Annotated in this window: 28 protein-coding genes; 16 read left to right on the forward strand and 12 right to left on the reverse strand. The window is 59.4% G+C overall.

Annotation, left to right across the window (positions count from 1 at the left end; genetic code table 11):
• The 3 genes from GVK32_RS23285 to GVK32_RS23295 all read right to left on the reverse strand — a co-directional run.
• Positions 1 to 151: hypothetical protein (locus tag GVK32_RS23285; protein WP_172437399.1), on the reverse strand; the 151-nt coding region annotated here is incomplete at its 3' end.
• On the reverse strand, positions 138 to 1118 hold the full coding sequence (tal, locus tag GVK32_RS23290) for a transaldolase (protein ID WP_159872678.1): 981 nt from the start codon (positions 1116 to 1118) through the stop codon (positions 138 to 140). The genes GVK32_RS23285 and tal, both read right to left, overlap by 14 nt.
• A 13-nt stretch (positions 1119 to 1131) precedes the next feature.
• Positions 1132 to 1611, reverse strand: a complete 480-nt coding sequence (locus tag GVK32_RS23295; protein ID WP_159872680.1) for an RpiB/LacA/LacB family sugar-phosphate isomerase — start codon at positions 1609 to 1611, stop codon at positions 1132 to 1134.
• Positions 1612 to 1941: 330 nt separating this feature from the next.
• Between GVK32_RS23295 and GVK32_RS23300 the strand changes: the two genes are divergently transcribed.
• The 3 genes from GVK32_RS23300 to GVK32_RS23310 all read left to right on the forward strand — a co-directional run bounded on the left by GVK32_RS23300 (position 1942) and on the right by GVK32_RS23310 (position 5571).
• Positions 1942 to 3702 carry a dihydroxyacetone kinase family protein gene (locus GVK32_RS23300; protein ID WP_159872682.1) on the forward strand — a complete coding sequence of 587 codons (1761 nt, stop codon included), beginning with the start codon at positions 1942 to 1944 and terminating at the stop codon, positions 3700 to 3702.
• Positions 3693 to 4472: a triose-phosphate isomerase family protein gene (locus tag GVK32_RS23305; protein ID WP_159872684.1), complete on the forward strand. Its 780-nt coding sequence runs from the start codon at positions 3693 to 3695 to the stop codon at positions 4470 to 4472. Before GVK32_RS23300 ends, GVK32_RS23305 begins: the two co-directional genes overlap by 10 nt.
• 136 nt (positions 4473 to 4608) lie before the next feature.
• Positions 4609 to 5571 carry a sugar-binding transcriptional regulator gene (locus GVK32_RS23310; protein WP_045857819.1) on the forward strand — a complete coding sequence of 321 codons (963 nt, stop codon included), beginning with the start codon at positions 4609 to 4611 and terminating at the stop codon, positions 5569 to 5571.
• A gap of 45 nt (positions 5572 to 5616) precedes the next feature.
• Here the strand turns inward: GVK32_RS23310 and GVK32_RS23315 are convergent, their stop codons facing one another.
• Both GVK32_RS23315 and GVK32_RS23320 read right to left on the reverse strand, forming a co-directional pair.
• Positions 5617 to 6960 (reverse strand): OprD family outer membrane porin, encoded by a 1344-nt coding sequence (locus tag GVK32_RS23315; protein WP_159872686.1) that lies wholly within the window; start codon positions 6958 to 6960, stop codon positions 5617 to 5619.
• A gap of 89 nt (positions 6961 to 7049) precedes the next feature.
• The gene (locus GVK32_RS23320; RefSeq protein WP_159872688.1) at positions 7050 to 7838 is read right to left on the reverse strand and encodes a histidine phosphatase family protein; all 789 of its coding nucleotides are present in this window, start codon (positions 7836 to 7838) and stop codon (positions 7050 to 7052) included.
• A gap of 520 nt (positions 7839 to 8358) precedes the next feature.
• Between GVK32_RS23320 and surE the strand changes: the two genes are divergently transcribed.
• Positions 8359 to 9234 carry a 5'/3'-nucleotidase SurE gene (gene surE / locus GVK32_RS23325; RefSeq protein ID WP_159872690.1) on the forward strand — a complete coding sequence of 292 codons (876 nt, stop codon included), beginning with the start codon at positions 8359 to 8361 and terminating at the stop codon, positions 9232 to 9234.
• Positions 9235 to 9390: 156 nt separating this feature from the next.
• Complete coding sequence (locus tag GVK32_RS23330) at positions 9391 to 10011, forward strand: transporter (RefSeq protein ID WP_159872692.1); 621 nt, start codon at positions 9391 to 9393, stop codon at positions 10009 to 10011.
• Positions 10012 to 10039: 28 nt separating this feature from the next.
• Here the strand turns inward: GVK32_RS23330 and GVK32_RS23335 are convergent, their stop codons facing one another.
• Positions 10040 to 10951 (reverse strand): LysR family transcriptional regulator, encoded by a 912-nt coding sequence (locus GVK32_RS23335; RefSeq protein WP_041146814.1) that lies wholly within the window; start codon positions 10949 to 10951, stop codon positions 10040 to 10042.
• Between the two features lie 112 nt (positions 10952 to 11063).
• Between GVK32_RS23335 and speB the strand changes: the two genes are divergently transcribed.
• The 8 genes from speB (at position 11064) to GVK32_RS23375 (ending at position 18875) form a co-directional block, all read left to right on the forward strand.
• Positions 11064 to 12014 carry an agmatinase gene (gene speB, locus GVK32_RS23340; protein WP_123708506.1) on the forward strand — a complete coding sequence of 317 codons (951 nt, stop codon included), beginning with the start codon at positions 11064 to 11066 and terminating at the stop codon, positions 12012 to 12014.
• A gap of 11 nt (positions 12015 to 12025) precedes the next feature.
• A complete protein-coding gene (locus GVK32_RS23345) occupies positions 12026 to 12889 on the forward strand; it encodes a sugar phosphate isomerase/epimerase (RefSeq protein WP_159872694.1) in 864 nt (287 codons plus the stop codon).
• Entirely contained in the window at positions 12886 to 13962 is a 1077-nt protein-coding gene (locus GVK32_RS23350) for an isopenicillin N synthase family oxygenase (protein WP_159872696.1), read from the forward strand. Before GVK32_RS23345 ends, GVK32_RS23350 begins: the two co-directional genes overlap by 4 nt.
• A 9-nt stretch (positions 13963 to 13971) precedes the next feature.
• Positions 13972 to 14775: an ABC transporter substrate-binding protein gene (locus GVK32_RS23355; protein WP_159872698.1), complete on the forward strand. Its 804-nt coding sequence runs from the start codon at positions 13972 to 13974 to the stop codon at positions 14773 to 14775.
• 33 nt (positions 14776 to 14808) lie between these two features.
• Positions 14809 to 16329, forward strand: coding sequence for an amino acid ABC transporter permease/ATP-binding protein (locus GVK32_RS23360; protein ID WP_159872700.1), 1521 nt, complete (start codon positions 14809 to 14811; stop codon positions 16327 to 16329).
• Positions 16330 to 17058, forward strand: a complete 729-nt coding sequence (locus tag GVK32_RS23365; protein WP_159872702.1) for a class II aldolase/adducin family protein — start codon at positions 16330 to 16332, stop codon at positions 17056 to 17058.
• Positions 17059 to 17063: 5 nt separating this feature from the next.
• A complete protein-coding gene (locus GVK32_RS23370) occupies positions 17064 to 17996 on the forward strand; it encodes a glyoxylate/hydroxypyruvate reductase A (RefSeq protein ID WP_159872704.1) in 933 nt (310 codons plus the stop codon).
• 84 nt (positions 17997 to 18080) lie between these two features.
• Positions 18081 to 18875 carry an SDR family NAD(P)-dependent oxidoreductase gene (locus GVK32_RS23375; RefSeq protein WP_159872706.1) on the forward strand — a complete coding sequence of 265 codons (795 nt, stop codon included), beginning with the start codon at positions 18081 to 18083 and terminating at the stop codon, positions 18873 to 18875.
• A gap of 22 nt (positions 18876 to 18897) precedes the next feature.
• On the opposite strand, the gene GVK32_RS23380 is transcribed toward GVK32_RS23375, so the two are convergent.
• The 6 genes from GVK32_RS23380 to GVK32_RS23405 all read right to left on the reverse strand — a co-directional run bounded on the left by GVK32_RS23380 (position 18898) and on the right by GVK32_RS23405 (position 23607).
• On the reverse strand, positions 18898 to 19224 hold the full coding sequence (locus GVK32_RS23380; RefSeq protein WP_045857792.1) for a hypothetical protein: 327 nt from the start codon (positions 19222 to 19224) through the stop codon (positions 18898 to 18900).
• Between the two features lie 50 nt (positions 19225 to 19274).
• Entirely contained in the window at positions 19275 to 19730 is a 456-nt protein-coding gene (locus tag GVK32_RS23385) for a PTS sugar transporter subunit IIA (RefSeq protein WP_159872708.1), read from the reverse strand.
• Positions 19727 to 21091 (reverse strand): PTS galactitol transporter subunit IIC, encoded by a 1365-nt coding sequence (locus GVK32_RS23390; RefSeq protein ID WP_159872710.1) that lies wholly within the window; start codon positions 21089 to 21091, stop codon positions 19727 to 19729. The genes GVK32_RS23385 and GVK32_RS23390 overlap by 4 nt, the downstream gene beginning before the upstream one ends.
• A gap of 3 nt (positions 21092 to 21094) precedes the next feature.
• Positions 21095 to 21376 carry a PTS sugar transporter subunit IIB gene (locus GVK32_RS23395; protein WP_076946096.1) on the reverse strand — a complete coding sequence of 94 codons (282 nt, stop codon included), beginning with the start codon at positions 21374 to 21376 and terminating at the stop codon, positions 21095 to 21097.
• A gap of 208 nt (positions 21377 to 21584) precedes the next feature.
• Complete coding sequence (locus GVK32_RS23400) at positions 21585 to 22769, reverse strand: MFS transporter (RefSeq protein WP_159872712.1); 1185 nt, start codon at positions 22767 to 22769, stop codon at positions 21585 to 21587.
• A gap of 76 nt (positions 22770 to 22845) precedes the next feature.
• Complete coding sequence (locus GVK32_RS23405) at positions 22846 to 23607, reverse strand: transporter substrate-binding domain-containing protein (protein ID WP_159872714.1); 762 nt, start codon at positions 23605 to 23607, stop codon at positions 22846 to 22848.
• 314 nt (positions 23608 to 23921) lie between these two features.
• On the opposite strand from GVK32_RS23405, the gene GVK32_RS23410 reads away from it, so the two are divergent.
• From GVK32_RS23410 to GVK32_RS23420, 3 genes are read left to right on the forward strand one after another with little or no spacing between them, the layout of a single operon-like run.
• Complete coding sequence (locus tag GVK32_RS23410; RefSeq protein WP_041146824.1) at positions 23922 to 24794, forward strand: MurR/RpiR family transcriptional regulator; 873 nt, start codon at positions 23922 to 23924, stop codon at positions 24792 to 24794.
• Between the two features lie 37 nt (positions 24795 to 24831).
• On the forward strand, positions 24832 to 25416 hold the full coding sequence (ddpX, locus tag GVK32_RS23415; protein WP_159872716.1) for a D-alanyl-D-alanine dipeptidase: 585 nt from the start codon (positions 24832 to 24834) through the stop codon (positions 25414 to 25416).
• A gap of 2 nt (positions 25417 to 25418) precedes the next feature.
• Positions 25419 to 26975 (forward strand): ABC transporter substrate-binding protein, encoded by a 1557-nt coding sequence (locus GVK32_RS23420; protein WP_370461198.1) that lies wholly within the window; start codon positions 25419 to 25421, stop codon positions 26973 to 26975.
• Positions 26976 to 27000: the final 25 nt, after the last annotated feature.

Below are 27000 nucleotides of genomic sequence, written 5' to 3' on the forward strand. Positions count from 1 at the left end.
TGTTCGGGTTATGATTCAGGAAATCACGCCACAGGACTTCGGCAATGTCAGCCATACCCATCGGGGCACCCGGGTGGCCGGATTTGGCTTTCTGTACCGCGTCCATGCTCAGCGCACGAATAGCGTTCGCCAGTTCTTTACGCGATGACATCGTCCGCCTCCTGTTTTTCCAGCAGCTCGCTGAGCATCGTCTCCAGCTTTTGCTGGTCCTGGGCAAACAGGCGAATGCCCTCCGCCAGCTTATCAACCGCCATCGGGTCCTGATTGTGCAGCCAGTAGAACTCGGACTCGGTCAGCGGCGACGGCGGCACCTCGCCGGCCTGCGGAGGCACCAGCGCAACGCGAAGATCGCCCTCCATTCGGCTGAGCTCCTCCAGCAGCGCGGGGGCGATGGTCAGGCGATCGCAGCCGGCCAGCGCCATCACCTGCGCCGTTTTACGGAAGCTCGCGCCCATAATCACCGTCGGATAGCGGTGCTTCTTATAGTAGTCGTAGATATTGCGCACCGAGACCACGCCCGGATCGTTCTCCGCCGCGTCGTCTTTCAGCAGATTACGTTCGCGATACCAGTCGTAGATTCGCCCGACGAAGGGCGAAATCAGCCACACTCCCGCTTCGGCGCAGGCGCGTGCCTGGGCAAACGAAAAGAGCAGCGTCAGGTTACAGTGAATGCCTTCGCGCTCCAGCTCCTCCGCCGCCTTAATCCCCTGCCACGTCGCCGCCAGCTTGATCAGCACCCGTGAGCGATCGATTCCGGCCTGCTCATATAAACGAATCAGCTTGCGCGCTTTCGCCACGCACAGCCCGCGGTCGTAAGAGAGGCGGGCGTCCACTTCCGTCGATACTTTGCCCGGCACCTGGCCCAGCAGCTCGAGGCCAATATTCACCGCCAGCTTATCGCCGGCGTTAATCAGCCGCGTTTGCGCCGTGCCGCCCTGCTCGCAGGCCCAGGCGATAGCCTGCTCGATCAGCGGGCGGTAGAGCGGCTGCGCGGCGGCCTTCAGGATCAGCGACGGGTTGGTCGTGGCGTCCTGCGGATGGTATTCACGGATAGCGGTGATATCGCCGCTGTCCGCAACGACGGTGGTCACTTCTTTCAGTTTTTCCAGAATGGTCATCGTGATGACTCCTTTATTCTTCTGCGCGGGCCGCACCGTCCGGGTGAACCAGCGTTTCGTAGTAATCGATACGCTGCACCTTCGGCCCGGAGCGCCCGGCTTCAAACTCGGCGGCAAGCCAGGTATCGACCAGCATCAGCGCCAGCTCGCTGCCCACCACCCGCGCCCCGAGGGTCATAATTTGCGCATTATTGCTTTTGCGGGCGCGATCGGCCGAGTAAACGTCATGACACTGCGCGGCGCGAATGCCGGGCACCTTATTCGCCACAATCGCCATCCCGATGCCGGTGCCGCAAAACAGCAGCCCGCGCTCAAAGGTGCCCTGGCGGATAGCCGAAGCCAGGTTAAAGGCGATATCCGGGTACATCTGCTCATTTCCCGCCACGTCGTGGCTAAAATCAACAACCTCGATATCCCGCTGCTGAAGATGTTCCTTTACCAGATTTTTCAGTCCGGTCGCAGCATCATCTGCACCGATTGCGACTTTCAACATTTCTCTTACCTCATAAATGACAGCGTTAGTATCAAACTTATGTTCAGAAGCCGCTCGTGTGATGGATTCAAGCTGGAATTCCCGGCCGCTTAACTGAACTAAAGTTCACTAGTTGTTCGTATGTAATAAGGTTTAGCAAGAAAACGACGGCTAAAAAAGGGGGGATCGCACAAAAAATAGCTTTATTAAGCAAATCACGACCGCGATCACATATCCACCTGCTGAACATTTGATTGAATCATGTGATCTGATAGCGTTCATTTGTGATGGTACAAATGGCCAGAAACTGGCGGCTGGGAAACTAAATACAAATCATCTGGAGAAGACAAAATGAGCTGGATTTTTAACCGACCGTCAGACTTTGCAAAAGAAATGGTGGCGGGCTTCGTCAGCGCGCACGCGTCAATGGTGCGCCAGGTTCCCGGCGGGGTCGTGCGTAACACCCAAAGCCGGTCGGACGGCGTAGCTATCGTGGTCGGCGGCGGATCCGGGCACTACCCCGCCTTCGCCGGGCTGGTGGGCCAGGGCCTGGCCCACGGCGCGGCCATGGGCAATCTTTTCGCCTCCCCTTCCGCGCAGCAAATCTGCTCCGTCGCGCGGGCGGCCAACAACGGCGGCGGCGTGCTGCTGATGTTCGGCAACTACGCCGGCGACGTGCTGCATTTCGGCCTCGCCTGCGAACGGCTGCGCGCCGAGGGGATCCCCTGTGAAACCATGGCTATCACCGACGATATATCCAGCGCGCCGCTGGCTGAAAAAGAGAAGCGCCGCGGCGTAGCCGGCGATCTGGTGGTGTTTAAAGCCGCCGCCGCCGCCGCAGAGCGCGGCGATTCGCTGGCCGAGGTGCTGGCTATCTCTCGCCGCGCCAACGAGCAAACGCGCTCGCTAGGTCTGGCTTTCAGCGGCTGCACCTTCCCCGGCGCCGAGCACCCGCTGTTTACCATTCCGGAAGGAAAGATGGGCTTTGGCATGGGGATCCACGGCGAACCGGGCATTAGCGAACTGGACACCGTGTCGTCGAACGAGCTGGCGCAGATGCTCACCCGCACTCTGCTGGAAGAGCGTCCGCAGGCTATCGCGCAAACTAAAGGCGCGCGCCTGGGCGTCATCATTAACGGTCTCGGCTCGGTGAAGTATGAAGAGCTGTTCGTGTTCTGGCACGACGTGCAGCCGCTGCTACAGGAAGCCGGCGTCGAAGTGACCGATATCCAGATTGGCGAGTTTGTCACCAGCTTTGATATGGCCGGAATGTCGATGACCTTCGTCTGGTTTGATGACGAGCTGGAGGCCCTGTGGCTTGCCCCCGCCACCGCTCCGGCCTTTAGCCGCGGCTCCGTTCTGCCGCACGTTCCCCTCGATCCGCAGCAGCTGGCGCAGAGCGGTGAGGTCACCATTCCTCAGGGCAGCGCGGAATCGCAAGAGATCGCCGTCAAGGTGATGGCGATGATTGACGCCGTCGCGCAAACGGTAATTGATAACGCCGAAGAGTTTGGCCGTATCGACGCGATCGCCGGCGACGGCGACCACGGCATCGGTATGGAGCGCGGCGTCGTTGCCGCCCGCAGCGCGGCGAAAAAGGTGCTGGAACGGGGTGCCGGAGCCGGTACCCTGCTACAATTCGCCGCTGACGCCTGGGCAGACGAGGCCGGCGGCACCTCTGGCGCCATCTGGGGCGTGATCCTCAATACGCTGGGCATCACCATCGGCAATCAGGAAAAGCCTGACGCCGTGCGGGTGGCGCTGGCCATCTCGCAGGCCAACGCCGGAGTGATGCATTTTGGCAAAGCCAAACCCGGCGATAAAACCCTGGTCGACGTGCTGCTGCCGTTTAGCCAGGCGCTGAGCGCGGCAACGGACGAGGGTCTCGCTCTCGCAGAAGCCTGGAGCAAAGCCGAACGCGTCGCCCGCCAGAGCGCGCAGGATACCGCCCAGCTGTTGCCAAAAATCGGCCGCGCCCGCCCGCTGGCGGAGCGCAGCCTCGGTACGCCGGACGCCGGCGCGGTCTCGCTGGCGATGATTATCGCCGCGGTAGGCGCCTGCATGAGCAATAATCCTGCAACTGAACAACATCGGGAGAACGTATGCCCCTAAGCCCCATCGTCGGCACCAGCCATAAAACCTATTTTGGCTATGGCCAAACCCAGACGTGGTGCCAGCAGGTTGCCGATCTGCTGCGCCAGCAGCCGGCAGAGCTGACGGCGCGGCTACAGCTGTTCACCTTCCCGGCGATGCCGGCGGTGGCGGCGACGCTGCGCTGCTTTGAGGGAACGGCCATGGCCACGGGAGCGCAGAATATCTGCGCCGCCCCGCCCGGCGCCTGGACCGGCGAGAGCAGCGCCGCCATGCTGCAGGAGATGGGCTGCCGCTACGTCGAGCTGGGCCATGCCGAACGGCGGCGCCACTTCGGCGAAACCACCGACGTCATCAACCAGAAGATCGATATGGCCTATGCCACGCATCTCACGCCGGTCATTTGCATTGGTGAAGACCAGCAAATGAGCGCCGAAGAGGCCACCGCCTACGCCATCGGCCAGGTGCAGGCGCTGCTGGCACACCGCGGAGACGGCGCGCTGCCGCCGACGATTTTTGCCTGGGAGCCGCAGTGGGCCATCGGCGCGCCAAAGCCCGCCAGCGACGACTATATCCGCCACGTCTGCCGGGAGCTGCGCGCGCATTTGCAGCAAAATTACGGCCCACAGCTTCAGGTTATCTACGGCGGAAGCGCGGGCCCCGGCCTGCTCAGCCGCCTATGGCCCGACGTTGACGGGATTTTCCTCGGCCGTTTTGCCCACCGGCCTGAGGACTTTGCGTCAATTCTTGCCGAAGCGCAGCAGATAGCGGCCGACCGCCCGGAGAGCTAGCCGCCCTTCCCGAAGCGCGACGGGGTTTGCAGAGAACCGTCGCGCTTCCCCTGCTTGAGGTAAAAACGTTTCTGATATACTTTCAGCAAATGTTCACCCCCTAAACATTAATCTATCGCGTGGAGAAAGCAGCCGAATGGAAAAATCGAGCGCGTCCCAGGAGTATGAGCTACTCACCGAGATTGCCGTAGCCTACTACTGTGATGAAATAACGCAGGAAGAGATTGCCAACAAATTTGGCTTCTCGCGTATTAAGGTCGGACGTCTGCTAAAACGGGCAAAAGAAGAAGGGATCGTCGAGATCAACGTCCGCTACCACCCGATCTTCAGCACCCAGTTGGAGAAGCAGCTCAAAGATCGTTTCCCCATCACCCGCGCGCTGATCGCCCTCGACCATAACGATGAAGAGGAGCAGCGTCGCCAGGTTGCCACCCTGGTTTCCAGCCACCTCAACAACATGCTGAAAGATAACGTGGTGGTGGCGGTGGGTCAGGGTCGTAACGTGGCGGCGGTCGCCGAATTTTCCGGCACCATCCAGGCGCGCGACTGCCGCTTTATTTGCGGCATCGGCGGCACCCATCGGCCGGGCGATATCATCAACGCCGATCATATTAGCCGTCTGCTGGCGAAAAAATTTGGCGGCAGCAGCGAGTCGCTGTACGCGCCGGCCTACGTCGAAAATATGCAGTTAAAAGAGCTGCTGCTGCAGAACGGCACCATCAAAGAGACGCTCGACCGCGCGCGCAAGGCCGATATTGCCCTGGTTGGCATCGGCGATATGAACGAAGAGAGCTACATGGTGAAGCTGGGCTGGTTCACGCCGCAGGAGATCAACGACGCCAGCATTAACCAGGGCGTTATCGGCGACGTCGCGGGCTACGACTTCTTCAACTCCCGCGGCGAGCACGTCAACACGGTGATGGACAACCGGGTGATTGGCCTGAGCGTTGAAGAGCTCAAGCAGATCCCCTGCGTGATCGCGATTGCGTCTGAAAATACCAAAGCGATGGCGATTATGGGCGCCCTGCGCACCGGGGCCGTCGACATCATCGCCACCAGCGCCCGCAACATTCGCACGATTTTAAGCATGAGCCAGTAATCCGCCGGGCTGATTGTTAGCCCGACAAATGAAGCCCTCAGTTAATCAGAACAGGCGGAAGCGGTATTCAACGATCGCTTCTGAAGCCAGGGTGTGGGTTCGGGTATAGCGGCCGTCGGTCAGCACCGGCGTTTTTCCGCTGCTTTTGTACGACCAGCCCGGACCAAACATCAGCCATACCGTCAGGTTCTTAAAGCGCGGGTCGGAAGGAACCCAGCGGCTGAAGGCGCTAATTTCGCCGCTGCGCACGTGATTGCCCCGGTAGCTAAACTGGGCAATATTGCCGGCCAGGCCGATCGCCAGCTGCGGAGTCAGCTGGTAGTCCGAGATATTCGCCAGCACCAGCTCCCGGTCGCGCATGTAGTCATCGCCCGCATAGGCCATCGAGATAAACGTGCCGCGCGAGTTTTTGCTCATATGCCGCGGGTAAAAGCCCACCTCGTTCGCTTTTTTAGCCTCGGTATAGCCGATGCCCCACTTGCTGCTCCAGCGCTGCGCTTTCCAGCCGGCATCAAGGGCGAAATGCCGGGCGCTATCATCGAAGTCGCGCTTGCTCGCGGGCATCGCGCGATACTCATCAAGCGCGCGGGTCGCGTATATCTGCATGCCGATATTCAGCGGCGCTATCGGTTTGAGATTGGCAAACAGCAGGTGGCGACGCAGATAGTTATCGCTTTCGCCATAGCCATACTGCAGATCCAGATAGCGGCCTTTCCACAGCAGCTCGCCGCTGGCCAGGTGGTTAATTTCGCGCCCGGCGTTAGTCTGGAAATGCTTCTTGTCCGGCGAGTTGCGATCCATGGAGTTTTCCACGTACGCGCCGCGCAGCGTCAGGTCGTCATAGCTCAGAGCGCCGCTCCAGCCGGAGTAAGTGGTCGGCGACAGCCGCGTCGAGGTCGAGATGACGCCATAGTTTTTCAGCACCTGCCAGCCCCAGCGGACGTTAAGCTGCATATCCGCGACGCTGTACTTCAGCTTAAGATTACGCTGGCCAAATTTAGAGAAGCCTTCGGCATTATTTTTACTATTACCGGGACCGTTATTGTAGAGCACGCCGCGAGAGTTAAAGTAATCGCTGGCTCCCAGCTTAACGGCGCCATAATAGACAGCATCAACGCCAAGCATATCGTAAAAATAGCCCGACTGATAATCCACAGCGACCCCTTGCCCCCACGCATTATGTACATGCTTCGGGTTGGCGTTGTCTTCCTTAAGATATTTCCAGTAGTTTTTTAACGACAAGGTCATGTGCGAATCGCGGAAAAAAGGCTCACTAACAATGTCGTTCATTAGCGTGGAAGGCTGCTTACCTTCATTATTATTACCGCCCCAGGCGGCTGTCGAAGCGCTAAGGGCGATAAGCGCTGCGGTAACGCGAGTCAGATTCATAGTATCCCCCAGAGTCGGGCCGAACCGCATCCTTACCAACGGCGGGTAATAATGAGATGCGGCCCCAAAAAAGTGCAGTAAGCGTTATTTTATTTTTCGCCGAGCGCCTGCTTTCCTGCCTCAACGTATTTTAACGAGCCGATCTCATCTACCTGATAGCGGCCGTTCTGATAGCTGATTTTGACCACCGCTGCGTTGGCTAAAGGCTTATTTTTGGCCGGATCGTCAGTCAGGTCAGAGATCATTATCTGCATCGATGTGCCGGATGAAATCGCCAGAATATTTTTATCACCATTAGCCTTCGCATTCTCGATAATGGTCGCCAGCGCCGCCTGAACGCGCTGCTTCACCTGGTCGTAGCTCTCCGTCATCCCCATGGGATCGGCGCTGGCAAGCGCATTCTGGCTATCGCGCACCGACAGCGTACCGGCCTTCATCTCCCGGTACAGCGCCGCCGCGTCGGCAAGCCCCAGCTGACGGGCTCCCGCGGCGGCCATATCCCGGTTCAAGCCGCCCTCGAACCCGCCGAAGAACGCTTCGCGAAGGCCCGCCAGCTCGGTCGGCCGAGCGTCGGCGATCCCCGCCTGCGTCATAATAACCGCCATCGTTTCGCGCTGCCGCCCGGCATCGCTGGTGTAAAAACTGTCGAATTTAATCCCCTTAAGCCCGGCGCCTAAATAGCGCGCCACCCGCCGTCCATCCTCGGTCAGCGGGGAGTCGGCCCATCCCTGAACGCGGTCAAAGGTATTAAGCAGCGTTTTCCCGTGGCGGGCAAAATAGATATTCACCGCATCGTTATCGGCGGCGGTTGTTTTATTTTCCGCAGACCAGGCTACGCTGCTGGTTACCACGATTAAAGCTAACAGCCATCTTTTCATGTTATATCCTTGCGTTATTCATACCTGTAATAAAAACAAAAAAACCTACGCTCAATAGCGAAAGTGATAACCACTTCTTTCGCTACCTGACGTAGGTTTTGCCTGTATACACAGTAACAATCCAATTACGCCGACCATATCACCCTTGCTAAATAACGCCACACACTTTTTCGTGGCAAATGAATAAATGTGATCGCCAGCAGATTAAGCAGCGACATCGGTATATATTCCACTATATATTCATGCATCGACTAATAATCCCCAAACACAAATATCGCCTGCGGTAAAAAGGCTCACAGGAGGAACCTGTCTAATAACGATTTATTTATTGAAGCCGCTCACAAAAAATAGTCTTTGCCTGGACGGAGGCCGCCGCCTGGCGTATTTTCGTGGCTATCCGGGATTGTTACTGAACGCAGGCAAAACCTAAGATATCCGTCGCAGCGGCGCTGCTGGCAGGAGTCTTAGGTTTTTTTTTGCGCCCGATTAAGAGCCTATTCATCAAACACAAGGATACAAAGTGAAAACAATAATCCTCACCGCCACGCTGCTCTCCGTCGTCGCCTTCTCCGCCGGGGCGGCCCGACCCGCGCTGAAAATACTGATCGTCAACGACGACGGCTGCGCCTCGCCGGGCAGCACCTCGCTGCAGGACAAACTGGCAGCCAAAGGCTATGACGTCTGGATGGTCGCCCCCGCCACCAACCAAAGCGGCATAGGTTCCGCCATCACCTTTAAAACCGGCAAGATATTCGACGTACAAAAGGTCGCCGACAGGCGCTACTGCTTCCCCGGCACCCCGGCGGACGCCGTTGACTTTGGGCTTCGCGGCCTGCTGAAGGACGCGCCGCCGGACCTGGTTATCTCCGGCGTGAACGACGGCCCCAACACCGGCATGGCGCAAGTCAATTCCGGTACCGTCAGCGCCGCCGCCCGCGCCGTGCGCTACGGTATCCCGGCGATTGCTGCCAGCATCGGCTACATCTTTAGCGATGAGGAGATGAAAAACGGCTGGCCGGCCACGCATCAATACTGGCCGGAGTCGGTCGATTACGTCGTGGGCGTAGTCGATACCCTCAGCGCCAAACGAACCCCGGGCGCGCCCCTCTTACCCAAAGGGTCCGGGCTGAGCATTAACTATCCGCCGCTGGCAAAAGCCGAGATCAAAGGCGTGCGCTACGTCGATAACGAAGCGTTCCCGACGCCGCAGATCGGCTATGAACTGACGGCCGACGGCAAAGCGAAGCAGACCCTCAACCCGGCTGCGCTCGCGCCCACTCTTAACGACACTGACTCCGGCTGGCTCAACAAGGGCTATATCACCTATACCCTTTTTGACGGTGCGTGGAACGCCCCGCAGTTTACAGACCAGTACAAGACGCTATTAGGCCAGTAAATGCGCGGACCGCCCGGCCCTCTGACGGAGAACGTCGTCGGGCAGAGTGGAAAAAGCTCAATAGGTTAAAAAACGGCGGCAAAGGCGCACGAAGTGAAGAGGAAGTTATAAATACGGCACTTACCATATTGTTTTTCAATATATAACGTGGTGCCAATGTCTGTACTCAGAAGCCTTCTCTTTTTCCTTGGCGCGGCCTTCGCCTCCGCCGTCGCGGTACTCTGTCTATGGATTGACGTACGAGTATTCGATAACAACATTGCGGAAATCTCACTTACCGAAATCATGCAGGAGCTGGTGCTGGCGGCAATCGTGCTGATTCACTTCCGCCTGGCAAAGAGATATGCGCTGCTGCGCTACTGCAATCTTCTCGTCGGCGGTTTTTTCCTCGCGATGCTGATCCGCGAGCTGGACGCGGCCTTCGATCTGATTTCCCACGGCAGCTGGGTCTGGTTTGCCCTGCTCTCCACGCTGTGTACGCTTATTTATCCGCTCATCCATTACCGTCAAACCCTTGCGCAGCTGGCGCAGTATACCCGCACGCCATACTACGGGATGATGCTCAGCGGCCTGCTGGCGGTGCTGGTCTTCTCGCGCCTGTTCGGGATGCACGGCCTGTGGTTCGCTATCCTCGCGGAAGATTACGCCCGGGCGGTGAAAAACGCCGTCGAAGAGGGCAGCGAGTCGTTTGGCTACATGCTGTGCCTGACGGCATCTATCGGCTACTACTGCTATTTTCGCTATCTCGCCCGCACTTCGGCCGCGGCCAGCGCCTGATCCCACGCGCCGCCGGGGCCGGCGGCCCTTAATAGTTCCACTTCGGCCTGGCGACGGTATTCTTCTTGAGTAAATTACGAAACTCTTTCAGATAGGGCTCGTTGCTGCGCCCACGTTTGCAAATCGCCGAGAACGGCGACTGGAAGCCGAACTCGTTGGGCAGCAGCACCCGCAGCCGGTTCTCCTTGATCCACGGCCAGGCGTAGTGCTCCGGCAGGTAGCCGATATATTTCCCCGAGAGGATCAGCAGCAGCTGCGCATCGACCGTCTCCACGGTGGCGCTGCCTTTGCTGAAGCCGCGCCGCCGCAGATCGCTGGTATTCCAGTAGCTGCGGGTCACCAGCGGGCACTGGCTGATCTGCTCTTTATCAAGCTGGCGGCTGAAGAACATCGGGTGCAGGTCGCTGCAGTAGAGCCAGTGCTGCTCGCGATAGAGCGGCTCGCTGATGATGTTATGCACCTGGGAGTTGTAGCTGCCGATCGCCAGATCGATATGGTTGTTGAGCACGCCGTTCAGCTGCTCCGCCGGGGTGCGGATAATCAGTTTGATATGCACGTGGGGAAACTTATCGCTGAAGCTGCGCAGCACCACCGGCAGCGACAGCGCGGTTTCGGTTTCAATCGAGTCGAGGGTCGAGATGCAAATCGTGCCACTGTGCTCGCCCTTCAGCAGCGCCGACTGGCGCTCCAGCTCGTTCAGCTCGCCCAGTACCCGAATCGACTGCTGTAAAAACTGCTGGCCTTTCTCGGTCAGCGCAAAGCCGCCGCGCCCGCGCTGGCACAGGCTAAACCCGAGCTGACCTTCCAGCTGGGACATCGCGTTGCTGATCGCCGACACCGAAATACCCAGCTCCTGCTGGGCTCTGCCGTAGCTTTCCAGGCGGGCCACCGCCTCAAAAATCTGCAGCTGACGAATGTTGAGACTGCCATCGTTGTGCATGCTTAGTTCACCATTAAATGAACTAAGTATTTACAGCAGACGATTTAAAGTCCAGCGCATCTTGCGCACTATCTCCTCATCGAGCATTGGTGACTCAGATTCAGGAGCTGAAATGGATAACGTCTTTCATCAACCGCAGGGTGGCAACGAGATGCCGCGCTTCGGCGGCCGCGCAACGATGATGCGCCTGCCTTTTATCGAAGATTTACAGGGCCTTGATGCGGCTTTCGTTGGTATCCCGCTGGATATCGGCACCTCACAGCGCTCCGGTACCCGCTACGGGCCGCGCTATATTCGTACCGAATCGGTGATGATTCGGCCCTACAACATGGCAACCGGCGCGGCGCCTTTTGAATCGCTGTCGGTGGCCGATATCGGCGACGTGCCGATAAATACCTACAGCCTGCTCAAATCGGTGCAGATCATCGAGGATTACTACACCGCTTTAAATAGTTTCCCGCTCATCCCCCTGACCCTCGGGGGGGACCACACCATCACCCTGCCGATCCTCCGCGCCCTGACCAAAAAGCACGGCCCGGTGGGGCTGATTCATGTGGATGCCCACACCGACACCAACGATGAGATGTTCGGCGAGAAAATCGCCCACGGTACCACCTTCCGCCGCGCCGTCGAAGAGGGGTTGCTGGATCTTAAACGGGTGGTGCAGATTGGCCAGCGCGCCCAGGGCTATGCCGCCGGCGACTTCCAGTGGGGCGTCGATCAGGGTTTTCGTCTGGTACAGGCGGAACAGTGCTGGCACCGGTCGCTGGCGCCGCTAATGGCCGAGGTTCGCCAGCAGATGGGCGATGGCCCGGTCTATCTCAGCTTCGATATCGACAGCCTCGACCCGATCTGGGCGCCCGGCACCGGCACGCCGGAAGTCGGCGGCCTGACCTCCATTCAGGCGCTGGAGATCGTCCGCGGCTGCCGCGGCCTGGACCTGATTGGCTGCGATCTGGTTGAAGTCTCGCCGCCCTACGACGTCAGCGGCAACACCTCGCAACTGGCGGCCAACCTGCTGTACGAAATGCTCTGCGTGCTGCCCGGCGTGAAATACCCATAAGGAGCCAGACCATGCAACTCAAGGTTTTTCGCACCCTCTGGGGCGTGACCACCCCGTGGCAGCAGACCCTCAGCGAGCTAAAAAGCGTCGGCTGCTGCGGCATCGAGGCTCGCGTCCCGCTGACCACTGACGCTCGCCAGACGCTGGCCCAACAGTTGCACGAGTCCGCACTGGAGTATATCGCCATCGTCTTCAGCGGCGGCGGCGTGATCCCGGCGCAGGCCGAGACGCCGCAGCAGCATCTCGAGCGCTTAAAAAGCCGTTTTGATGAAGCAAAGTCGCTGAACCCGCGCTTCGTCAATCTGCTGGCCGGCAACGACCGCTGGCCGCTGGCGCAGCAGGTGGATTTTCTCGGCAAGGCCCACGAGCTGGCGGCGGCGTACGCGCTGACCTGCAGCTTTGAAACCCATCGCGCCACCTCGCTGTATAGCCCGTGGCTGACCCTGGAAATTATCCAGCAGCTGCCGCAGCTGCGCTTTACCGCCGATATCAGCCACTGGATTGTGGTGAGCGAGCGTCTGCTGGATGACCCCTGCGATGATTTCAGCGCCTTTATCGACCGCGTGCACCACGTCCAGGCCCGCGCCGGCTACGACCAGGGGCCGCAGGTGCCGCATCCGGCGGCGCCGGAATATCAGGCCGCGCTGCAGTTTCAGCAGCGCTTCTGGCAGCAGATCTGGCAGTCGCAACGCCGGCGCGGATATCAGCAGACCACGCTGACCCCCGAGTTTGGCCCCGACGGCTATCTGCACCACCTGCCGTTTACCAACGTTCCGGTAGCCGATCTGTGGTCGCTGAATGCGTGGATGGCGGAACATGAACAGCAGCATTTTGCCGAGTTTTTATCGCTAACCGAAAAGGATCTGCAGCCATGAACGTCGCAAAAAGTTCTTTCACCGAGTTACCGACCATCGATATCAGCGATCTGGCCAGCGACAGTCTGGCGAAACGCCAGGCCGTCGCCGACACCATCGGCAAAGCGGCGCGGGAAGTCGGCTTTTTCTATATCACCGGCCACGGCATTGCCCCCGAGCTGATCGCCGGGATCCGCACGGCGGCCAAACGGCTCTTCGCCCTGCCGATGGATCAAAAGATGCAGTACTACATCGGCCACTCCCGCAGCCATAAAGGCTACGTCCCGGAAGGGGAAGAGATCTACGGCTCCGGCAAGCCGGACCACAAAGAAGCGTTTGATATTGGCTTTCAGGCCGCGGATGACCACCCGTTTGTACTGGCCGGAACGCCGCTGATTGGCGCCAACGAGTGGCCGCAGTTGCCCGAGTTTCAGTCCCGGGTGCTGGCCTACTATGAAGCGGTATTTGCCCTCGGCCATCGTCTGTTTGACGCCTTCGCCCTCGCCCTTGGCCTGCCGGAAGGGTATTTCAAGGCGATGGTGACCTGCCCGCCGTCGAAGCTGCGCCTGATCCACTACCCCTTTGACGCCAGCGCCGAAGACGTTCCCGGTATTGGTGCACACACCGATTACGAGTGCTTCACCCTGCTGCTCGCCGACCAGCCGGGCCTTGAGGTGCTGAATGAAGATAGCGCCTGGATCGATGCGCCGCCGCAGAAGAACGCCGCAGAAGAAGAGGCGTTCGTGATCAATATCGGCGACATGCTGGAAGTACTGAGTGCTGGCACATTTGTTGCTACAGCCCACCGTGTCCGCAAGGTGCCGCAGGAACGTTACTCCTTCCCGCTGTTTTTCGCCTGCGATTACCACACCCTGATCCGCCCGCTGCCGACCTTTTTGGCCGCTGGGGAAGCCAGCGAATACCAGGAATTAAGCATCGGCGAACATATGTGGAGCCAGGCGCTGCAGACCTATCGCTACCTGCGCGAGAAAGTCACCAAAGGCGAGCTGCAGCTCCCGGAACGCGCCCGAGGCACCAACACCTTTGGTCATCTGAAAAAACAAGCCCAGCAAAAAACCGTTACTAACCCGTGAGGATACATGATGAAAAAAACGCTCCATAAGCTCTCGCGCCGTGTGGCGGTGGGCATCGCCGTCGCCGCCTGCTTTTCTCCGCTGACCCAGGCCGCAGAGCTGCTGACGGACGGCGTATTTAAAGTCGGGATGGAGGTGACCTATCCGCCGTTTGAATCCTACGACAGCAATAACAACATCGTCGGCCTCGACCCGGAATTCGCCGCGCTGATTGCCGAGCAGCTGAAGGCCAAACCGCAGCTGATCGATACCAAATTCACCAGCCTGATCTTAGGGATTGGCAAGAAATATGACGCGGTGATCTCCGGGATGTACATCACGCCGGAGCGCCTTAAACAGGCCGACGCGGTGCCTTACGCCCTCTCCGGCGCGTCAATTATCGCCCTGAAGAGCGGCGAGATTCAGCCGAAAACGGAAGACGACCTGTGCGGCGTCAAAGTGGGACTGCAGCAGGGCACCAGCTGGGTCGCCAGCCTGAAAAATCACTCCGACGAGTACTGTCTGAAAAACGGCAAACCGGCGATTAGCATTCAGGAGTTCCCGACCGCACCGGAAGTCTCGCAGGCCCTGCTGTCGAAAAACATTAATGCGCAGTTAGAGATCGCTCCGGCGGCGCAAATTCTTGTCGACAAGAGCCGCGGACGACTGGCGATTAGCTCCACCCGCCTGGTCTACCCCCTGCCGCTGGGGATTTACGTCAGCAAAGGCAATAGCGAACTGGTGGAGGCGATTAAATCGACGTTAGCCACCTTAAAAGCCAACGGCAAATATGACGCCATCATCAAGAAATACAACTTAGAACGCATCGATTAAATACGATCAAGCCAATGCGCAACAGGAGTCGGTATGGAGTTCGATTGGGGATACTTTTTCTCGTTATTTAGCATTGGAGCATTCTGGCAGGCGTGCGTTACCGTCATCGTCGTCAGTTCATTGTCGTGGTTTATTGGCCTGGTATTAGGTTTTCTTTTAGCCTGCGCGAAGCTCTCCGGCCCGCGCTGGCTGAAGGTTCCCGTTGAACTCTATATTTGGTTTTTCCGCAGCGTACCGCTGATGGTGCTGCTGGTGTTTGTCTATAACCTGCCGCAGCTCTTCCCGGCTACCCAGCCGCTGCTCGGGGTGCCGTTTATTGCCGGCCTGGTCTCGATGACCGTCACCGAAGCGGCCTATATGGCGGAGATTCATCGCGGCGGATTAATCTCGGTGGCGAAGGGACAGAGCGAAGCCGGCCACGCCTTAAGCTTCAGCTTTATCGGCATTCAGCGCCTGATTATTATCCCGCAGGCGTTCCGCATCTCGCTGCCCACGCTGATTAATGAATACATCACCATCATTAAACTCAGCTCAATTTTGTCGGTGATCTCGCTACCGGAGCTGCTGCTGACCGGCCAGCGCCTGTACGCGCAGAACTTCCTCGTGATGGAGACCCTGCTGGCGGTGGCGGTCTACTACGTGATGGTGGTGACGCTGTTTACCTGGCTGTTCCGGGCGCTGGAAAACCGGCTCGATATTCAGCAAAAGCGCCCGCCAACCTTCAACGACGCCGAATGCGAGGCCCTGCGCCAGGGCCTGAAAGCGCCGCGTCAGGCGGCGAAGGCTGAGCCCATCAGCGGCAGCCCGCCGGCTCTCGATCTGCGGGCGATCGAAAAATCCTGGGGCCAGCATCAGGTGCTGAAAGGCATCGATTTGAAGGTCGACAACGGCGAGGTCATCAGCATCATCGGGCCATCCGGGTCGGGCAAAACCACCCTCATCCGCACCATCAACGCCCTGGAAAGTCTCGATGGCGGGGAGATTATTCTCTACGGCGAGGATTACCTGAAAGGCGCGGCGATCGTCGATAAGCCGCAGATGCGCGCCGGCGTGCGCCGGATCGGCATGGTCTTCCAGAGCTTCAATCTCTTTCCCCACCGCACGGTGCTCGACAACGTGATGCTCGCCCCGCTGTATCACAAGCTCGCCGATCGCCGCGTGGCAAAGGAGCAGGCCCTCTACCTGCTGGATCGCGTAGGGCTGCTGGCCCATGGCGAAAAATACCCCTGGCAGCTCTCCGGCGGCCAGCAGCAGCGCGTTGCCATCGCCAGGGCGCTGGCCTTAAAACCGGACATCATGCTGTTTGACGAACCCACCTCAGCGCTGGATCCAGAGCTGGTCGGCGAGGTGCTGAAGGTGATTCAGTCTCTCGCCCGCGAAGGGATGACGATGCTGATCGTCACCCATGAGATGGACTTCGCGTTATCCATTTCCGACCGGGTGGTGATGATGGAGAACGGCGTGGTGGTGAGCGATGTGCCGCCCCGGCGCATCCGCGAAAACGCCAGCGCTCCGGGGCTGACCCGCATCCGTGAATTTATGGGAGTACAATAAATGGCTACTGAACGTGAACTGCGCCAGGACCTGGCCGCCGCCTACCGCCTGGCGGCGCTGTTTGGCTGGGAAGATACCCTCTATACCCACTTTTCCGTGCGCCTGCCCGGCGACGGCGAGCCGCGGTTTCTGATTAACCCGTTCGGCATGATGTTCGACGAGGTGACCGCCAGCAATCTGATTGTCGTCGATATGCAGGGCAAGGTGGTGGAGGGCTCCGCCCCGGCGAACTCGGCCGGTTTTACCATCCACAGCGCGGTGCATATGGCGCGGGAGGATGCCCACTGCGTGATCCACACCCATACGCTGCCGGGCATGGCGGTCGCCGCCTGCGAGGACGGCCTGCTGCAGCTCAACCAGATCAGCACCGAGTTTTATCAGCGCGTCGGCTATCACCCGTATGAAGGGGTGGCGTTTGACCTCGACGAACGTGCGCGCATTCAGCGCTCGCTGGGGGATAATATCGCCATGATTTTGCAGAGCCATGGGCTGCTGTCGGTCGGGCGCACCGTCGCCGATGCGTTTTACATCATGTACTACCTCAACCGCGCCTGCGAAATTCAGCTGGCGACCGCTCAGCTCGCCCCGCTCAGCCCGATTCACCTCATCCCGGCGCACCTGAGCCAGCACGCCTGCGAACAGCTGATGGGCGTGGAGCACGAGCGCCAGCAGGTCTGGCAGGCGTGGCTGCGCCGCCTTAACCGCCTCGACACCGCTTATAAAGAGTAACGCCTATGCCCAACCTGACTATCGTTGTCGACTGCAACGACCCAAACTACGCCCGCGAGATTTGCGACGCGCTGCGCCTTTTTCCCCACGTCACGGCGGTCCTGCCCGACCATCCGGCGGCAGGTCGCGCGGAGTATGCCAGTTGCTGGTTTCCCGACCCTCAGCTGCTGGCCCGCTCGCCGGGGCTAAAGCTTATCCAGGCCGCCTCCGCCGGGGTTGACCACCTTCCCGAAGCGGTGTTCGCCAGCCAGGTGCCGCTATGCCGGGTGGTGGATGAAGATTTTCGTCACGGGATGTTCGAATACGCGCTGTGGGGCGTGCTGTGGTTTCAGCGCCACTTTGACCGCGCGCTGGTGCATCAGCGCGAGCGTGTGTGGCAGGCCTACCCGCAGCGGGCCGCCGCCGATTTTCGCGTCGGGGTGATGGGGCTCGGTGAAATCGGCGGCTACATCGCTACCCGCCTTGCCGGGTTGGGGTACCGCGTCTCCGGCTGGGCGCGGAGCGAAAAGCGGCTGACGGGCGTGGATTGCTACCACGGCGATGCGCAGGCCGCCGGCTTCCTCGGCGAGCTGGACGCGCTGATCAACGTGCTGCCGCTTACCGAGCAGACCCGCGGCATCCTCGCGCGGCCCCTGCTCGACCAGCTCCCGGAAGGCGCGGTGCTGATCAACTGCGGGCGCGGCGAGCATATGGTGAATCTCGACGTGCTGCAGGCGCTGGACAGCGGCCGGCTGGCGGGCGCGCTGCTGGACGTCTTCCCGGTCGAACCGCTGCCGGACGCCGACCCGCTGTGGTCGCATCCGCGGGTGGTCATCACTCCGCATATCGCCTCCATCGCCCCCGCGCAGGTGATCGCCCGCCAGCTGCTGGACAATATTCAGCGCCAGCAGCAGGCGCTGCCGCTGAAAAATCTGGTCGATAAGCAGACGGGCTATTAACACCTTGCAACCTCTCTCCCCGTCCGGCCCAGGCGTCAGCTGCTACGCTTAATGGTCTGTTGCTTACACATTAAGGCCAGGGTTATGAAGATTGATTTATCGGGGAAGGTCGCGCTGGTGACCGCATCAACCGCGGGGATCGGCTTTGCCATCGCCAAAGGGCTGGCGGACAGCGGCGCGGAGGTGGTGATTAACGGACGCAGCGAGCGCAGCGTTAACGAGGCCATCGCTCGTTTGCAAAATGAAGTCCCGGGCGCCAGCGCGCGTCCGGCGGTCGCCGACCTGAGCGATGCCCAGGGCGTGAATCAGCTGCTGCAGGCGCTGGTTGGCATCGATATTCTGGTCAACAACGCCGGTATCTATGGCCCGCAGGATTTCTATGATACCGATGACGAAACCTGGGAAAACTACTGGCAGACCAACGTGATGTCCGGCGTACGCTTATCGCGGGCGCTGCTGCCGGGGATGGTGCAAAAGGGCTGGGGTCGGGTGGTGTTTATCTCTTCCGAATCGGCGCGCAATATTCCGGCGGACATGATCCACTACGGGGTGACCAAAACCGCCCAGCTGTCGCTGGCGCGCGGGCTGGCGAAATACGTCGCCGGCAGCGGCGTCACCGTCAACAGCGTGCTGCCGGGCCCCACCCTTTCCGACGGCTTTGCCGAAATGATGAAGGACGAGGTCGCCAGGACCGGAAAACCGCTGGAGCAGCTGGCGAAAGAGTTTGTCATGGCCCATCGCCCCGCGTCGGTGATTCAGCGCGCGGCGTCGGTGGAAGAGGTGGCGAATATGGTGGTGTACGTCTGCTCGACCCAGGCCTCGGCAACCTCGGGGGCGGCGCTGCGCGTTGACGGCGGCGTGGTGGACGATATCGTCTGATAACGCGGCGCCCGTCCGCCGGCTAGCGGTCGGGCGTTTTTGACGACTCTTTTACGCTGGTCATTTCGTACCTGCCCTCAGGATCCATGGCGTTGACCGCTTTTTGCAGCTCCGCCAGCGCAAACTTGAGGGAGGCCACCTCCTCTCGCAGCGCCTGCACTTCCTGTTCCTGAGTGGTACCCCGGCTGGTTTTGGGGAACGCTTCGAAGACGTCTTCTTCGAAAAACATACGAACCTGACGATTATCAACGTTGACCAGCTGATACTTCAGCCGGCCGCTGTTGATCGCGTTATAGATAGTTTTACGACTCACCATCGCTAACTCTATGACGTCGCTGATTCGTAACATCTTGTCCCTCTTCGCTTCCGGCATCACCGTATTGAGCCCATCATTTTATCTTACTGCGTGATGATGGCATCGGTGAACACTTTTGCAATCTCCTCTGGCGTCATTTTAACGATTTCGTTAACGCGATCGCTATCGGCCAGTAAGGCGAACAAGGATTGAATAATGGCCACCTTTTCGCAAGTTTTGTCGATTGCCATCATCACCACTATCTGCGGTACTACCGCCTCCTCAGGCTCATCGGTACGCTGGAACTCGACGCCCGCGAGGTTAATGCCGATGGCAAAACCGGTGCGGTTGACGTGTTCAAACTCGGTATGCGGGATGGCGACGCTGTGGGTCTCCATAAAAATCCCCGTCGGGTAGACCTTTTCCCGCTCCAGCACCCCTTCGCTAAAGCTCGGCTTGACCAAACCATCCGCCTGCAGGACCGCCGCCAGGCGGGTCAGCAGGGCCGTCCGGCTGACGGCCTCGGTGAACTTCACCACCCGCTGTGCGCTAAACATCATTTGCCCACCTCCGCGCTCGCTTCAGCTAACTGCTCGTTTTCCTGCGCCAGCTTGCGGCGGTTCCACAATACCAGAGCGAGGGTGCACAGGGTCAGGATCCCCACGCCAATCTCTTTTAGATGGAAGCTTTGAATGATGGCCCACGGCAGCATGGCTCCGGCGTAGTCGACGCTGCTGATGCTGGTGGTGCCCTGCGGCAGGGAGAAGCCGGTACTCACCGCCGTGCTGGTGACAATCGGCGCCAGGTTGGTGCCTATCAGCAGCGCCAGGCTGAGCGTCAGCACACCGGTAAGCAGCGTACGGAACATATCGCCCCGGCACACCGCGGTAACCAGTACAAAGGCAAACGGCAGGCCGGTTAACGAGGCGAAGGGCAGGAACTGGTTGCCCGGAATAATCGCCGCCAGCACCAGCATCACCGGGATCATCAGCATCGACACCGACAGCGTCACCGGATGGCCAACGCTAACCGCCGAGTCGAGGCCGATGGCAATTTTACCGAACGATCCGGCGCGCGACTGGGCAATCTCCTGAATACGCTCGCTGATCGGGTACACCCCTTCCATCAGCATTTTGGCCATGCGCGGAATAATAGTCATCACCGCCGCCATGGTAATTGCCGTTTGTAATATGGCCTTCACTTCGATACCGGCAATAATACCCAGAAGCGCCCCGATAATTGCGCCAAGAGACGCCGGATCGCCAAGAATAGAGAGCCTTTTCTGAATAACCTCGGTGTCAATTTTAATATCACGAATCACCGGAATACGATCGACAATCGCATTCACCAGCCATGCCGCCGGAACAAATGAGGCAGAGAAACCGTGCGGCACCGAAATAGACGGTAGATTCAGGTATTTCTCGACGTCGCCGCTGGTGCGATCGGCAATAACCATCGTGATAATACAGTTAATCGCCGCCGCAAAAATACCCAGCCAGAGGCTATCGGTAATAATGGTGACCAGCGAACCGGTAAACGCGTGGTGCCACAGGTTCCAGATATCAACGTTCAGCACCCGGGTAGTTTTGCTATACAGCATCAGCACGTTAATGGCCACGCACACCGGAATGACCAGCGCGCCAACCCGCGTCCCCATTGCCACCGCCGCCGCCGCGGGCCAGCCCACGTCCAGCACGGTGAGGTTCAGGCCGAAGCGCTCCACCAGCGCGTGGCTGACCGGCGTCAGGGAGTCGATCATCAGGTTAACGGTAATGCTTAATCCGATAAAACCAATCCCGACCATTAAGCCGGCTTTCAGGGCCTTGCTGAGCGACAGGCGTAATATCAGTCCGAGGATCATAAATATTAGCGGCATCATCACTGAGGCGCCCAGGCCCACGATATAATCAACAATAAACATGGCTTAACCCTCGGCGAGAATTAATTCTTTCACGCTGCTGAAAACTTTATCGGTGCCCATGCCGGTCAACAGCGGCAGAGCGTTAATAACCGGAACGGAAAGCGCAACCGGTGAAGTCGAAACAATAAAATCAACGTCATCGCGCGTTTTCGCTTCCGCGACGGTGCCCTGTGAAATACGCACCTTAGCGAGAAGATTTTCTTTTTTCAGGAAATCCTGCAGCTTATTTAAGGCAACGGTGCTGGTTGCTACGCCAGCGCCACAACAAATCATCATGTGTTTCATGAGTATTCCTCTCCGTTTTGGTTGAGAGGATTAAATCATGATGGCGGATTAAGAATTGTGATCAGTGTGTAATTTTACACACTGAGTACACACTAAACGCCGTTGAACAAATAACACATTGATAATAAATAACATTTAGTTATTCAGCTTTTTATCCCTTCACGCCGGCGGCCTGGATATAGCGCTGGGGCGAAACGGCCGCCCCACTTTAGCGTTGGCGCCGAGCGCGGGCGCCGAACAGCAGCGCCGCCATTACCGGGACCAGCGAGCCCCAGAGCACGGCGTTCCAGCCGAAGAGGTTCATCAGCGCGCCGGAGGCGAAGGCCCCCACCATCATCACGCCGAAGACGATGAAGTCGTTCAGCGACTGCACCTGGGTTTTCTCTTCCGGACGGTGGAAATCCATAATCTGCGTCGAGGCGCCGGTGAAGCCGAAGTTCCAGCCGATGCCCAGCAGAATGAGCGATACCCAGTAGTACATCACCTCGGTGCCGGCCAGCCCAACCAGCACCGACAGCGCGAGAAGCGCCAGCCCCGCCGCGTTAATACGCCCGGCGCCGAAGCGGGTGATAAGCCTGCCGGTAAAAAAGCCGGGGCCGTACATCGCCACCACGTGCCACTGAATGCCGAGGTTCGACGCCTGCTGAGAAATACCGTGCAGATGCATGGAGAGCGGCGCGGCGGTCATCAGGAAGTTCATCACCATATAGGCCACCGCCCCGCTGAATACCGTGCGGGCAAAACCCGGCTGGCGCACGATCTCCCCGAGCGGGCGGCCGCCGCTCTTCGCCTGGGCCGCCGGCTCTGCGGACTTGACCCCCAGCAGCACCAGCGCCGAAACCGCCGCCACCGCACCCTGGGCAAGAAAGGTCATGGCGAAGGTATGCGCCGGCCACAGGTTCATCGTCCCGGTCACCAGCATCGGGCCAATCACCCCGGCGGCCACGCCGCCGCCCATTACCAGCGACAGCGCCCGGGCGCGACGCTCGACGCCGACGCCGTCGGTGGCGGCAAAGCGAAACGAGACCGCCACCGCCGCGTAGGCGCCGCCCAAAAATGCCGCCACGCAGAAGAGCCAGAAGGAGCCGGTCACCACCGCCAGAGCGGCCAGCAGGCCGGTCAGAACCCCGGCGCCGGTGCCCAGCATAAATACCGCCTGGCGCCCGCGCTTTCTGGCAAGAAAGCCAAAGGGTAAAATGCAGGCCGCCATTCCGAGGACAAAAATGGCGATCGGCAGCGTGGCAAGGGCGCGATCCGGGGCAATGGCGTTGCCGACAATCGCCCCGGTGGCGTAAAAGACCACCGAGTTGGCCCCCGCCAGCGCCTGGGCGGTCGCCAGGCGGATAATGTTGTTGTTCTGTTGCCTGACGGGCAGGGTTATCTCAGCGTTCATCAATTCTCGTTATCCGGTTTCACTGCGCGGCGTGTAAAACAGCCACTTTACCCGGCAACGAGACAATCGCCACCGCCTATTCGTGAATTTTCCACTTCTGCTTGAGCACATTTTTATCCTGGCTATCCAGCCAGCGGTTGACCTTCTCCAGCAGCGGCTGATTATCCTTTTTCATCATGTAGACCTTAAAGCTGGCGGTTCCCGGGAAGGGCTGCTCGTTGGCGACGCAAAAGACCCCGGGCTCTTTGTTCTGGTAATAGATGCCCTCAATCAGGTCGGTCACCATCATGTCGGCGGTTTTCTGCCGCAGCGCTTCGAGGTTATCGACGTTGTTTTTCACCCGGATAATCTGCGCATGTTTAATATGCGCATCGACGTAGCTTTGGTTGGTGCCGCCGGGATTGACGATCACCTTCACGTTCGGCCGATCGATTTTTTCAAGGCTCCCCAGCGCCGGCGCCGCCTTGCAGCTGGCGAGGGCAATTTTGCCGTTGGAAACCACCGGATGGCTGAGGGCGAAATCTTTCGCCCGCTCCGGCGTCTCGGTGACGCCTCCCATGGCGATATCAAACTTATCGGCCTGCAGATCGCCCGACAGCGTCGGCCAGCTGGTCTGCACGAACGTCACCTTAAGGCCCAGCTTCTCGCCGAGATCCTTTGCCATATCAACGTCATAACCGAGCAGCTCGCCGACGCCGTTATGAAACGCCAGCGGGGCGTAATCTCCCGGCACGCCGACCTTCAGCTCGCCGCTTTGCTGAATTGTTTGCATATCACGTGCCAGACTGCTGCAGGCAATGCTCGCCAGCGCCAGGGCAATACAAACCTTAACCTTCATACCATCATCCTTATTAATTAGTCAGTTATGTTAATTGTGCGCGCCGATGTCCGCCGTTTTTCTCTTTTCGTTCGCCGGCATTAATGGCAACTTTGTTAACCATATGTTTTATTTTTGTGATGCACAACCAGGAAACGTTGCACCTTCTTTGTGCATGTTTTGGCGAAAATCTACGCTCATAGTTCGCCTGCCTCCAGCCTTTTCCCCGTCATACCGCAAACGACGGTGTTGCGTAATAGATGGCATGCATCGTGCTTTGTTAGCAGAGTAACAGCGGAATGGTTTATGAGAGCCAAATATCATCAGGGGTAAGGATGAACGAGAGTAGCGACGAGCTGTTTCGCACCATTGAGGCGACCTTTAGCCAGCTTACGCCTAGCGAAAAGCGCATCGGCAGCTGGCTGCTGAGCCATCGTCAGCATATCCCCTTTGAGACCGCGGACAGCATTGCCCAGGCAACCGGCACCAGCGGGATCACCGTCGGACGCTATCTGCGCAAGTTGGGCTACCGCAACCTCGATGATGTTAAAAACAGCCTGAAGGATCGCGCGCCGGTGCCCTATCGACACTGGGGCGTCATCGATCGCCTCGACTCCTGGGCGCAGCAGCAGGCGCAGCCCGACCGCGCCAGCCTGTCGCTGCAGATGGAGCTCGACGCTATCCGCTACGTCTACCAGCTGGCGCAGGAGGAGACCTTCGCCCGCATCAGCGAGCGGATTGCGCGAGCCGACGCGGTGATTGTGATCGGCATCCAGTCCACGCGCGGTCTTGCCAACGCCTTTTTTAGCCACCTCGAATATCTGCGTCCGCGGGTGACCTACGCCGACGGCAGCTCCGGCAGCTGGCTGGAGGCGCTGAACTCCGAATATGAGCATCCCTACGTGGTGATCACCGATACCCGCGCCTACTCCAGCACCGCCAGGCAGTTCTGCCGGGTGGCCGCCGAGCGGCGCATCGCCACCGCGCTGGTGACCGATATCTGGTGCCCGTGGGCCCGCGACTATCCGCTCGATCTGCTGCAGGTTAAAACCGATACCGGCCACTTTTGGGATTCGCTCGCGCCGATCGGCTGTCTGTTCAACCTGCTGCTCTCGGCGGTCGTCGAGCGGCTCGGCCCGTCGCTGTCGCAGCGGCTGGCCGAGAACCGGGCGCTGCAGCAGGAATTTGGTCAATTTGAACGTGAATAAGCGCCTGCTCGCCAGGCTTCAGGACAGGAAATAACAGATGAATCAGCAAGTCACCCTGGTCGATATCCGCGCGCGGTTTCCGGCGCTGGCGATCGACCTCAAGTACGCCAGCGCCGATAACATTACCGGCCAGCCGATCTATGCCGAAGCCCGCTGCCTGCTGCATCCGGACGCGGCGGCGGCGCTGGAGAGGTCTCTGCGCATCGCCCGGCTGGCGGGCCTGCATCTGCAGGTTCTCGATGCCTATCGTCCGCAGCAGGCTCAGCAGCTGCTGTGGAACGCCTGTCCGAACCAGGATTACGTGGTGCCGATTGCGCTGGGGTCGAACCACAGCCGCGGCACCGCTATCGACGTGACGCTGCTCGACGAAAGCGGCCAGCCGCTGGATATGGGCACCGCCTTCGATGAGATGGACGATCTCTCTCACCCTTACCACCCGGCGGTTCCCCCCGCCGCTCAGCGTCATCGCCTGCTGCTGAACGCCGTGATGTTTGGCGGCGGCTTTAAGGGCATTTCCACGGAATGGTGGCACTTCGAACTACCGGACGCGGCCGGTTATCCGCTCCTTGATGATGTTTTTGCCTGCCTGGCTCCCGCTAAGACTGACGGAGTAACTCCATGAAAATGATTCGTACCCCCTTAACCGGTTTTCGTCCGCTGCTGCTGGCCGCCGCGCTGGCCGCCGCCGTTGCGCCGGCCTATGCCGCGGTCCCCAAAGATATGCTGGTGATCGGTAAAGCCGCCGACCCGCAGACCCTCGATCCGGCCGTGACCATCGATAATAACGACTGGACGGTCACCTACCCGGCCTATCAGCGGCTGGTGAAATATAAAACCGATGACGGGAAAGGTTCGACGGACGTCGAGGGCGAGCTGGCGGAGAGCTGGCAGGTCTCCGATGACGGTAAAACCTGGACCTTTACGCTGCACAAAAGCATGCAGTTTGCCGACGGCTCGCCGGTGACGGCCGAAGCGGTCAAGCTCTCTTTCGAACGCCTGATGCGCATTAAGCAGGGCCCTTCGGAAGCCTTCCCGAGCGGGCTGAAAATTGATGCCGTCGATCCCACCACGGTCCGCTTCACCCTGCCGGAGCCTTTCGCCCCGTTCCTGCACACCCTCGCTAACGACGGCGCGTCGATCGTCAACCCGGCGGTGCTGAAGGCCAACGCCGCCGACGATGCCCGCGGCTGGCTGGCGGAGCACACCGCCGGCTCCGGCGCCTATATGCTGCAGCGCTGGCAGAAAGGCCAGCAGCTGGTGCTGGTGCCCAACCCGCACTACAGCGGCATTAAGCCGATCTTTAAGCGGGTCACGGTGAAGATTATCGGCGAAAGCTCCGCCCGCCGCCTGCAGCTGACCAAGGGCGATCTGGATATTGCCGATGCGCTGCCGGTAGACCAGTTCGCGGCGCTGAAAAAAGAGAATAACGTCGCGGTGTATGACTATCCGGCGCTGCGCGTCACCTACCTGTACCTCAACAACAGCAAGGCGCCGATGGATCAGGTCGATCTCCGCCGCGCCGTCTCCTGGGCTACCGACTATAAAGGGATGGTCAACGGGATCCTCGGCGGTAACGGCAAGCAGATGCGCGGCCCGATCCCGGACGGCATGTGGGGCTATGACGCCAGCGCCATGCAGTACTCCCTCGATATGGACAAAGCCAAAGCCGCGCTGGAAAAAGTGGCGGATAAGCCCAAATCCCTGTCCTTCCTCTACTCCGATAACGACCCTAACTGGGAGCCTATCGCCCTCTCCACCCAGGCGAACCTGCAGGCGCTGGGTATCCCGGTGAAGCTCGAAAAGCTGGCTAACGCCACCATGCGCGAGCGGATTGGCAAAGGGGATTACGACATCGCCATCGGCAACTGGAGCCCGGATTTCGCCGACCCCTATATGTTCATGAACTACTGGTTTGAGTCGGATAAGAAAGGGCTGCCGGGCAACCGTTCATTCTACGAGAACCCGCAGGTTGACGCCCTGCTCAAGAAGGCGATCTCCACCGCCGATCAGGGGCAGCGAACCGCAGATTATCAGGCGGCGCAGAAAACGGTTATCGATGAGGCCGCCTACGTCTATCTGTTCCAGAAGAACTATCAGGTGGCGATGAACAAAGAGGTCAAAGGCTTCGTCTTTAACCCGATGCTCGAGCAGATCTTCAATATTGCCGAGATGCACAAATAGCGGGCCGTACCTTAACCTTGTGATG

It is taken from the genome of Klebsiella sp. 18074, from assembly GCF_902705905.1.
GTDB lineage: Bacteria > Pseudomonadota > Gammaproteobacteria > Enterobacterales > Enterobacteriaceae > Klebsiella > Klebsiella terrigena.

What these genes read in the sequence shown, in the direction of transcription:
- tal (WP_159872678.1), bottom strand. Translation starts at nt 1,118, where the DNA reads ATGACCATTCTGGAAAAACTGAAAGAAGTGACCACCGTCGTTGCGGAC.
- GVK32_RS23295 (WP_159872680.1), bottom strand. Translation starts at nt 1,611, where the DNA reads ATGTTGAAAGTCGCAATCGGTGCAGATGATGCTGCGACCGGACTGAAA.
- GVK32_RS23300 (WP_159872682.1), top strand. Translation starts at nt 1,942, where the DNA reads ATGAGCTGGATTTTTAACCGACCGTCAGACTTTGCAAAAGAAATGGTG.
- GVK32_RS23305 (WP_159872684.1), top strand. Translation starts at nt 3,693, where the DNA reads ATGCCCCTAAGCCCCATCGTCGGCACCAGCCATAAAACCTATTTTGGC.
- GVK32_RS23310 (WP_045857819.1), top strand. Translation starts at nt 4,609, where the DNA reads ATGGAAAAATCGAGCGCGTCCCAGGAGTATGAGCTACTCACCGAGATT.
- GVK32_RS23315 (WP_159872686.1), bottom strand. Translation starts at nt 6,960, where the DNA reads ATGAATCTGACTCGCGTTACCGCAGCGCTTATCGCCCTTAGCGCTTCG.
- GVK32_RS23320 (WP_159872688.1), bottom strand. Translation starts at nt 7,838, where the DNA reads ATGAAAAGATGGCTGTTAGCTTTAATCGTGGTAACCAGCAGCGTAGCC.
- GVK32_RS23330 (WP_159872692.1), top strand. Translation starts at nt 9,391, where the DNA reads ATGTCTGTACTCAGAAGCCTTCTCTTTTTCCTTGGCGCGGCCTTCGCC.
- GVK32_RS23335 (WP_041146814.1), bottom strand. Translation starts at nt 10,951, where the DNA reads ATGCACAACGATGGCAGTCTCAACATTCGTCAGCTGCAGATTTTTGAG.
- speB (WP_123708506.1), top strand. Translation starts at nt 11,064, where the DNA reads ATGGATAACGTCTTTCATCAACCGCAGGGTGGCAACGAGATGCCGCGC.
- GVK32_RS23345 (WP_159872694.1), top strand. Translation starts at nt 12,026, where the DNA reads ATGCAACTCAAGGTTTTTCGCACCCTCTGGGGCGTGACCACCCCGTGG.
- GVK32_RS23350 (WP_159872696.1), top strand. Translation starts at nt 12,886, where the DNA reads ATGAACGTCGCAAAAAGTTCTTTCACCGAGTTACCGACCATCGATATC.
- GVK32_RS23355 (WP_159872698.1), top strand. Translation starts at nt 13,972, where the DNA reads ATGAAAAAAACGCTCCATAAGCTCTCGCGCCGTGTGGCGGTGGGCATC.
- GVK32_RS23360 (WP_159872700.1), top strand. Translation starts at nt 14,809, where the DNA reads ATGGAGTTCGATTGGGGATACTTTTTCTCGTTATTTAGCATTGGAGCA.
- GVK32_RS23365 (WP_159872702.1), top strand. Translation starts at nt 16,330, where the DNA reads ATGGCTACTGAACGTGAACTGCGCCAGGACCTGGCCGCCGCCTACCGC.
- GVK32_RS23370 (WP_159872704.1), top strand. Translation starts at nt 17,064, where the DNA reads ATGCCCAACCTGACTATCGTTGTCGACTGCAACGACCCAAACTACGCC.
- GVK32_RS23375 (WP_159872706.1), top strand. Translation starts at nt 18,081, where the DNA reads ATGAAGATTGATTTATCGGGGAAGGTCGCGCTGGTGACCGCATCAACC.
- GVK32_RS23380 (WP_045857792.1), bottom strand. Translation starts at nt 19,224, where the DNA reads ATGTTACGAATCAGCGACGTCATAGAGTTAGCGATGGTGAGTCGTAAA.
- GVK32_RS23385 (WP_159872708.1), bottom strand. Translation starts at nt 19,730, where the DNA reads ATGATGTTTAGCGCACAGCGGGTGGTGAAGTTCACCGAGGCCGTCAGC.
- GVK32_RS23390 (WP_159872710.1), bottom strand. Translation starts at nt 21,091, where the DNA reads ATGTTTATTGTTGATTATATCGTGGGCCTGGGCGCCTCAGTGATGATG.
- GVK32_RS23395 (WP_076946096.1), bottom strand. Translation starts at nt 21,376, where the DNA reads ATGAAACACATGATGATTTGTTGTGGCGCTGGCGTAGCAACCAGCACC.
- GVK32_RS23400 (WP_159872712.1), bottom strand. Translation starts at nt 22,769, where the DNA reads ATGAACGCTGAGATAACCCTGCCCGTCAGGCAACAGAACAACAACATT.
- GVK32_RS23405 (WP_159872714.1), bottom strand. Translation starts at nt 23,607, where the DNA reads ATGAAGGTTAAGGTTTGTATTGCCCTGGCGCTGGCGAGCATTGCCTGC.
- GVK32_RS23410 (WP_041146824.1), top strand. Translation starts at nt 23,922, where the DNA reads ATGAACGAGAGTAGCGACGAGCTGTTTCGCACCATTGAGGCGACCTTT.
- ddpX (WP_159872716.1), top strand. Translation starts at nt 24,832, where the DNA reads ATGAATCAGCAAGTCACCCTGGTCGATATCCGCGCGCGGTTTCCGGCG.
- GVK32_RS23420 (WP_370461198.1), top strand. Translation starts at nt 25,419, where the DNA reads ATGATTCGTACCCCCTTAACCGGTTTTCGTCCGCTGCTGCTGGCCGCC.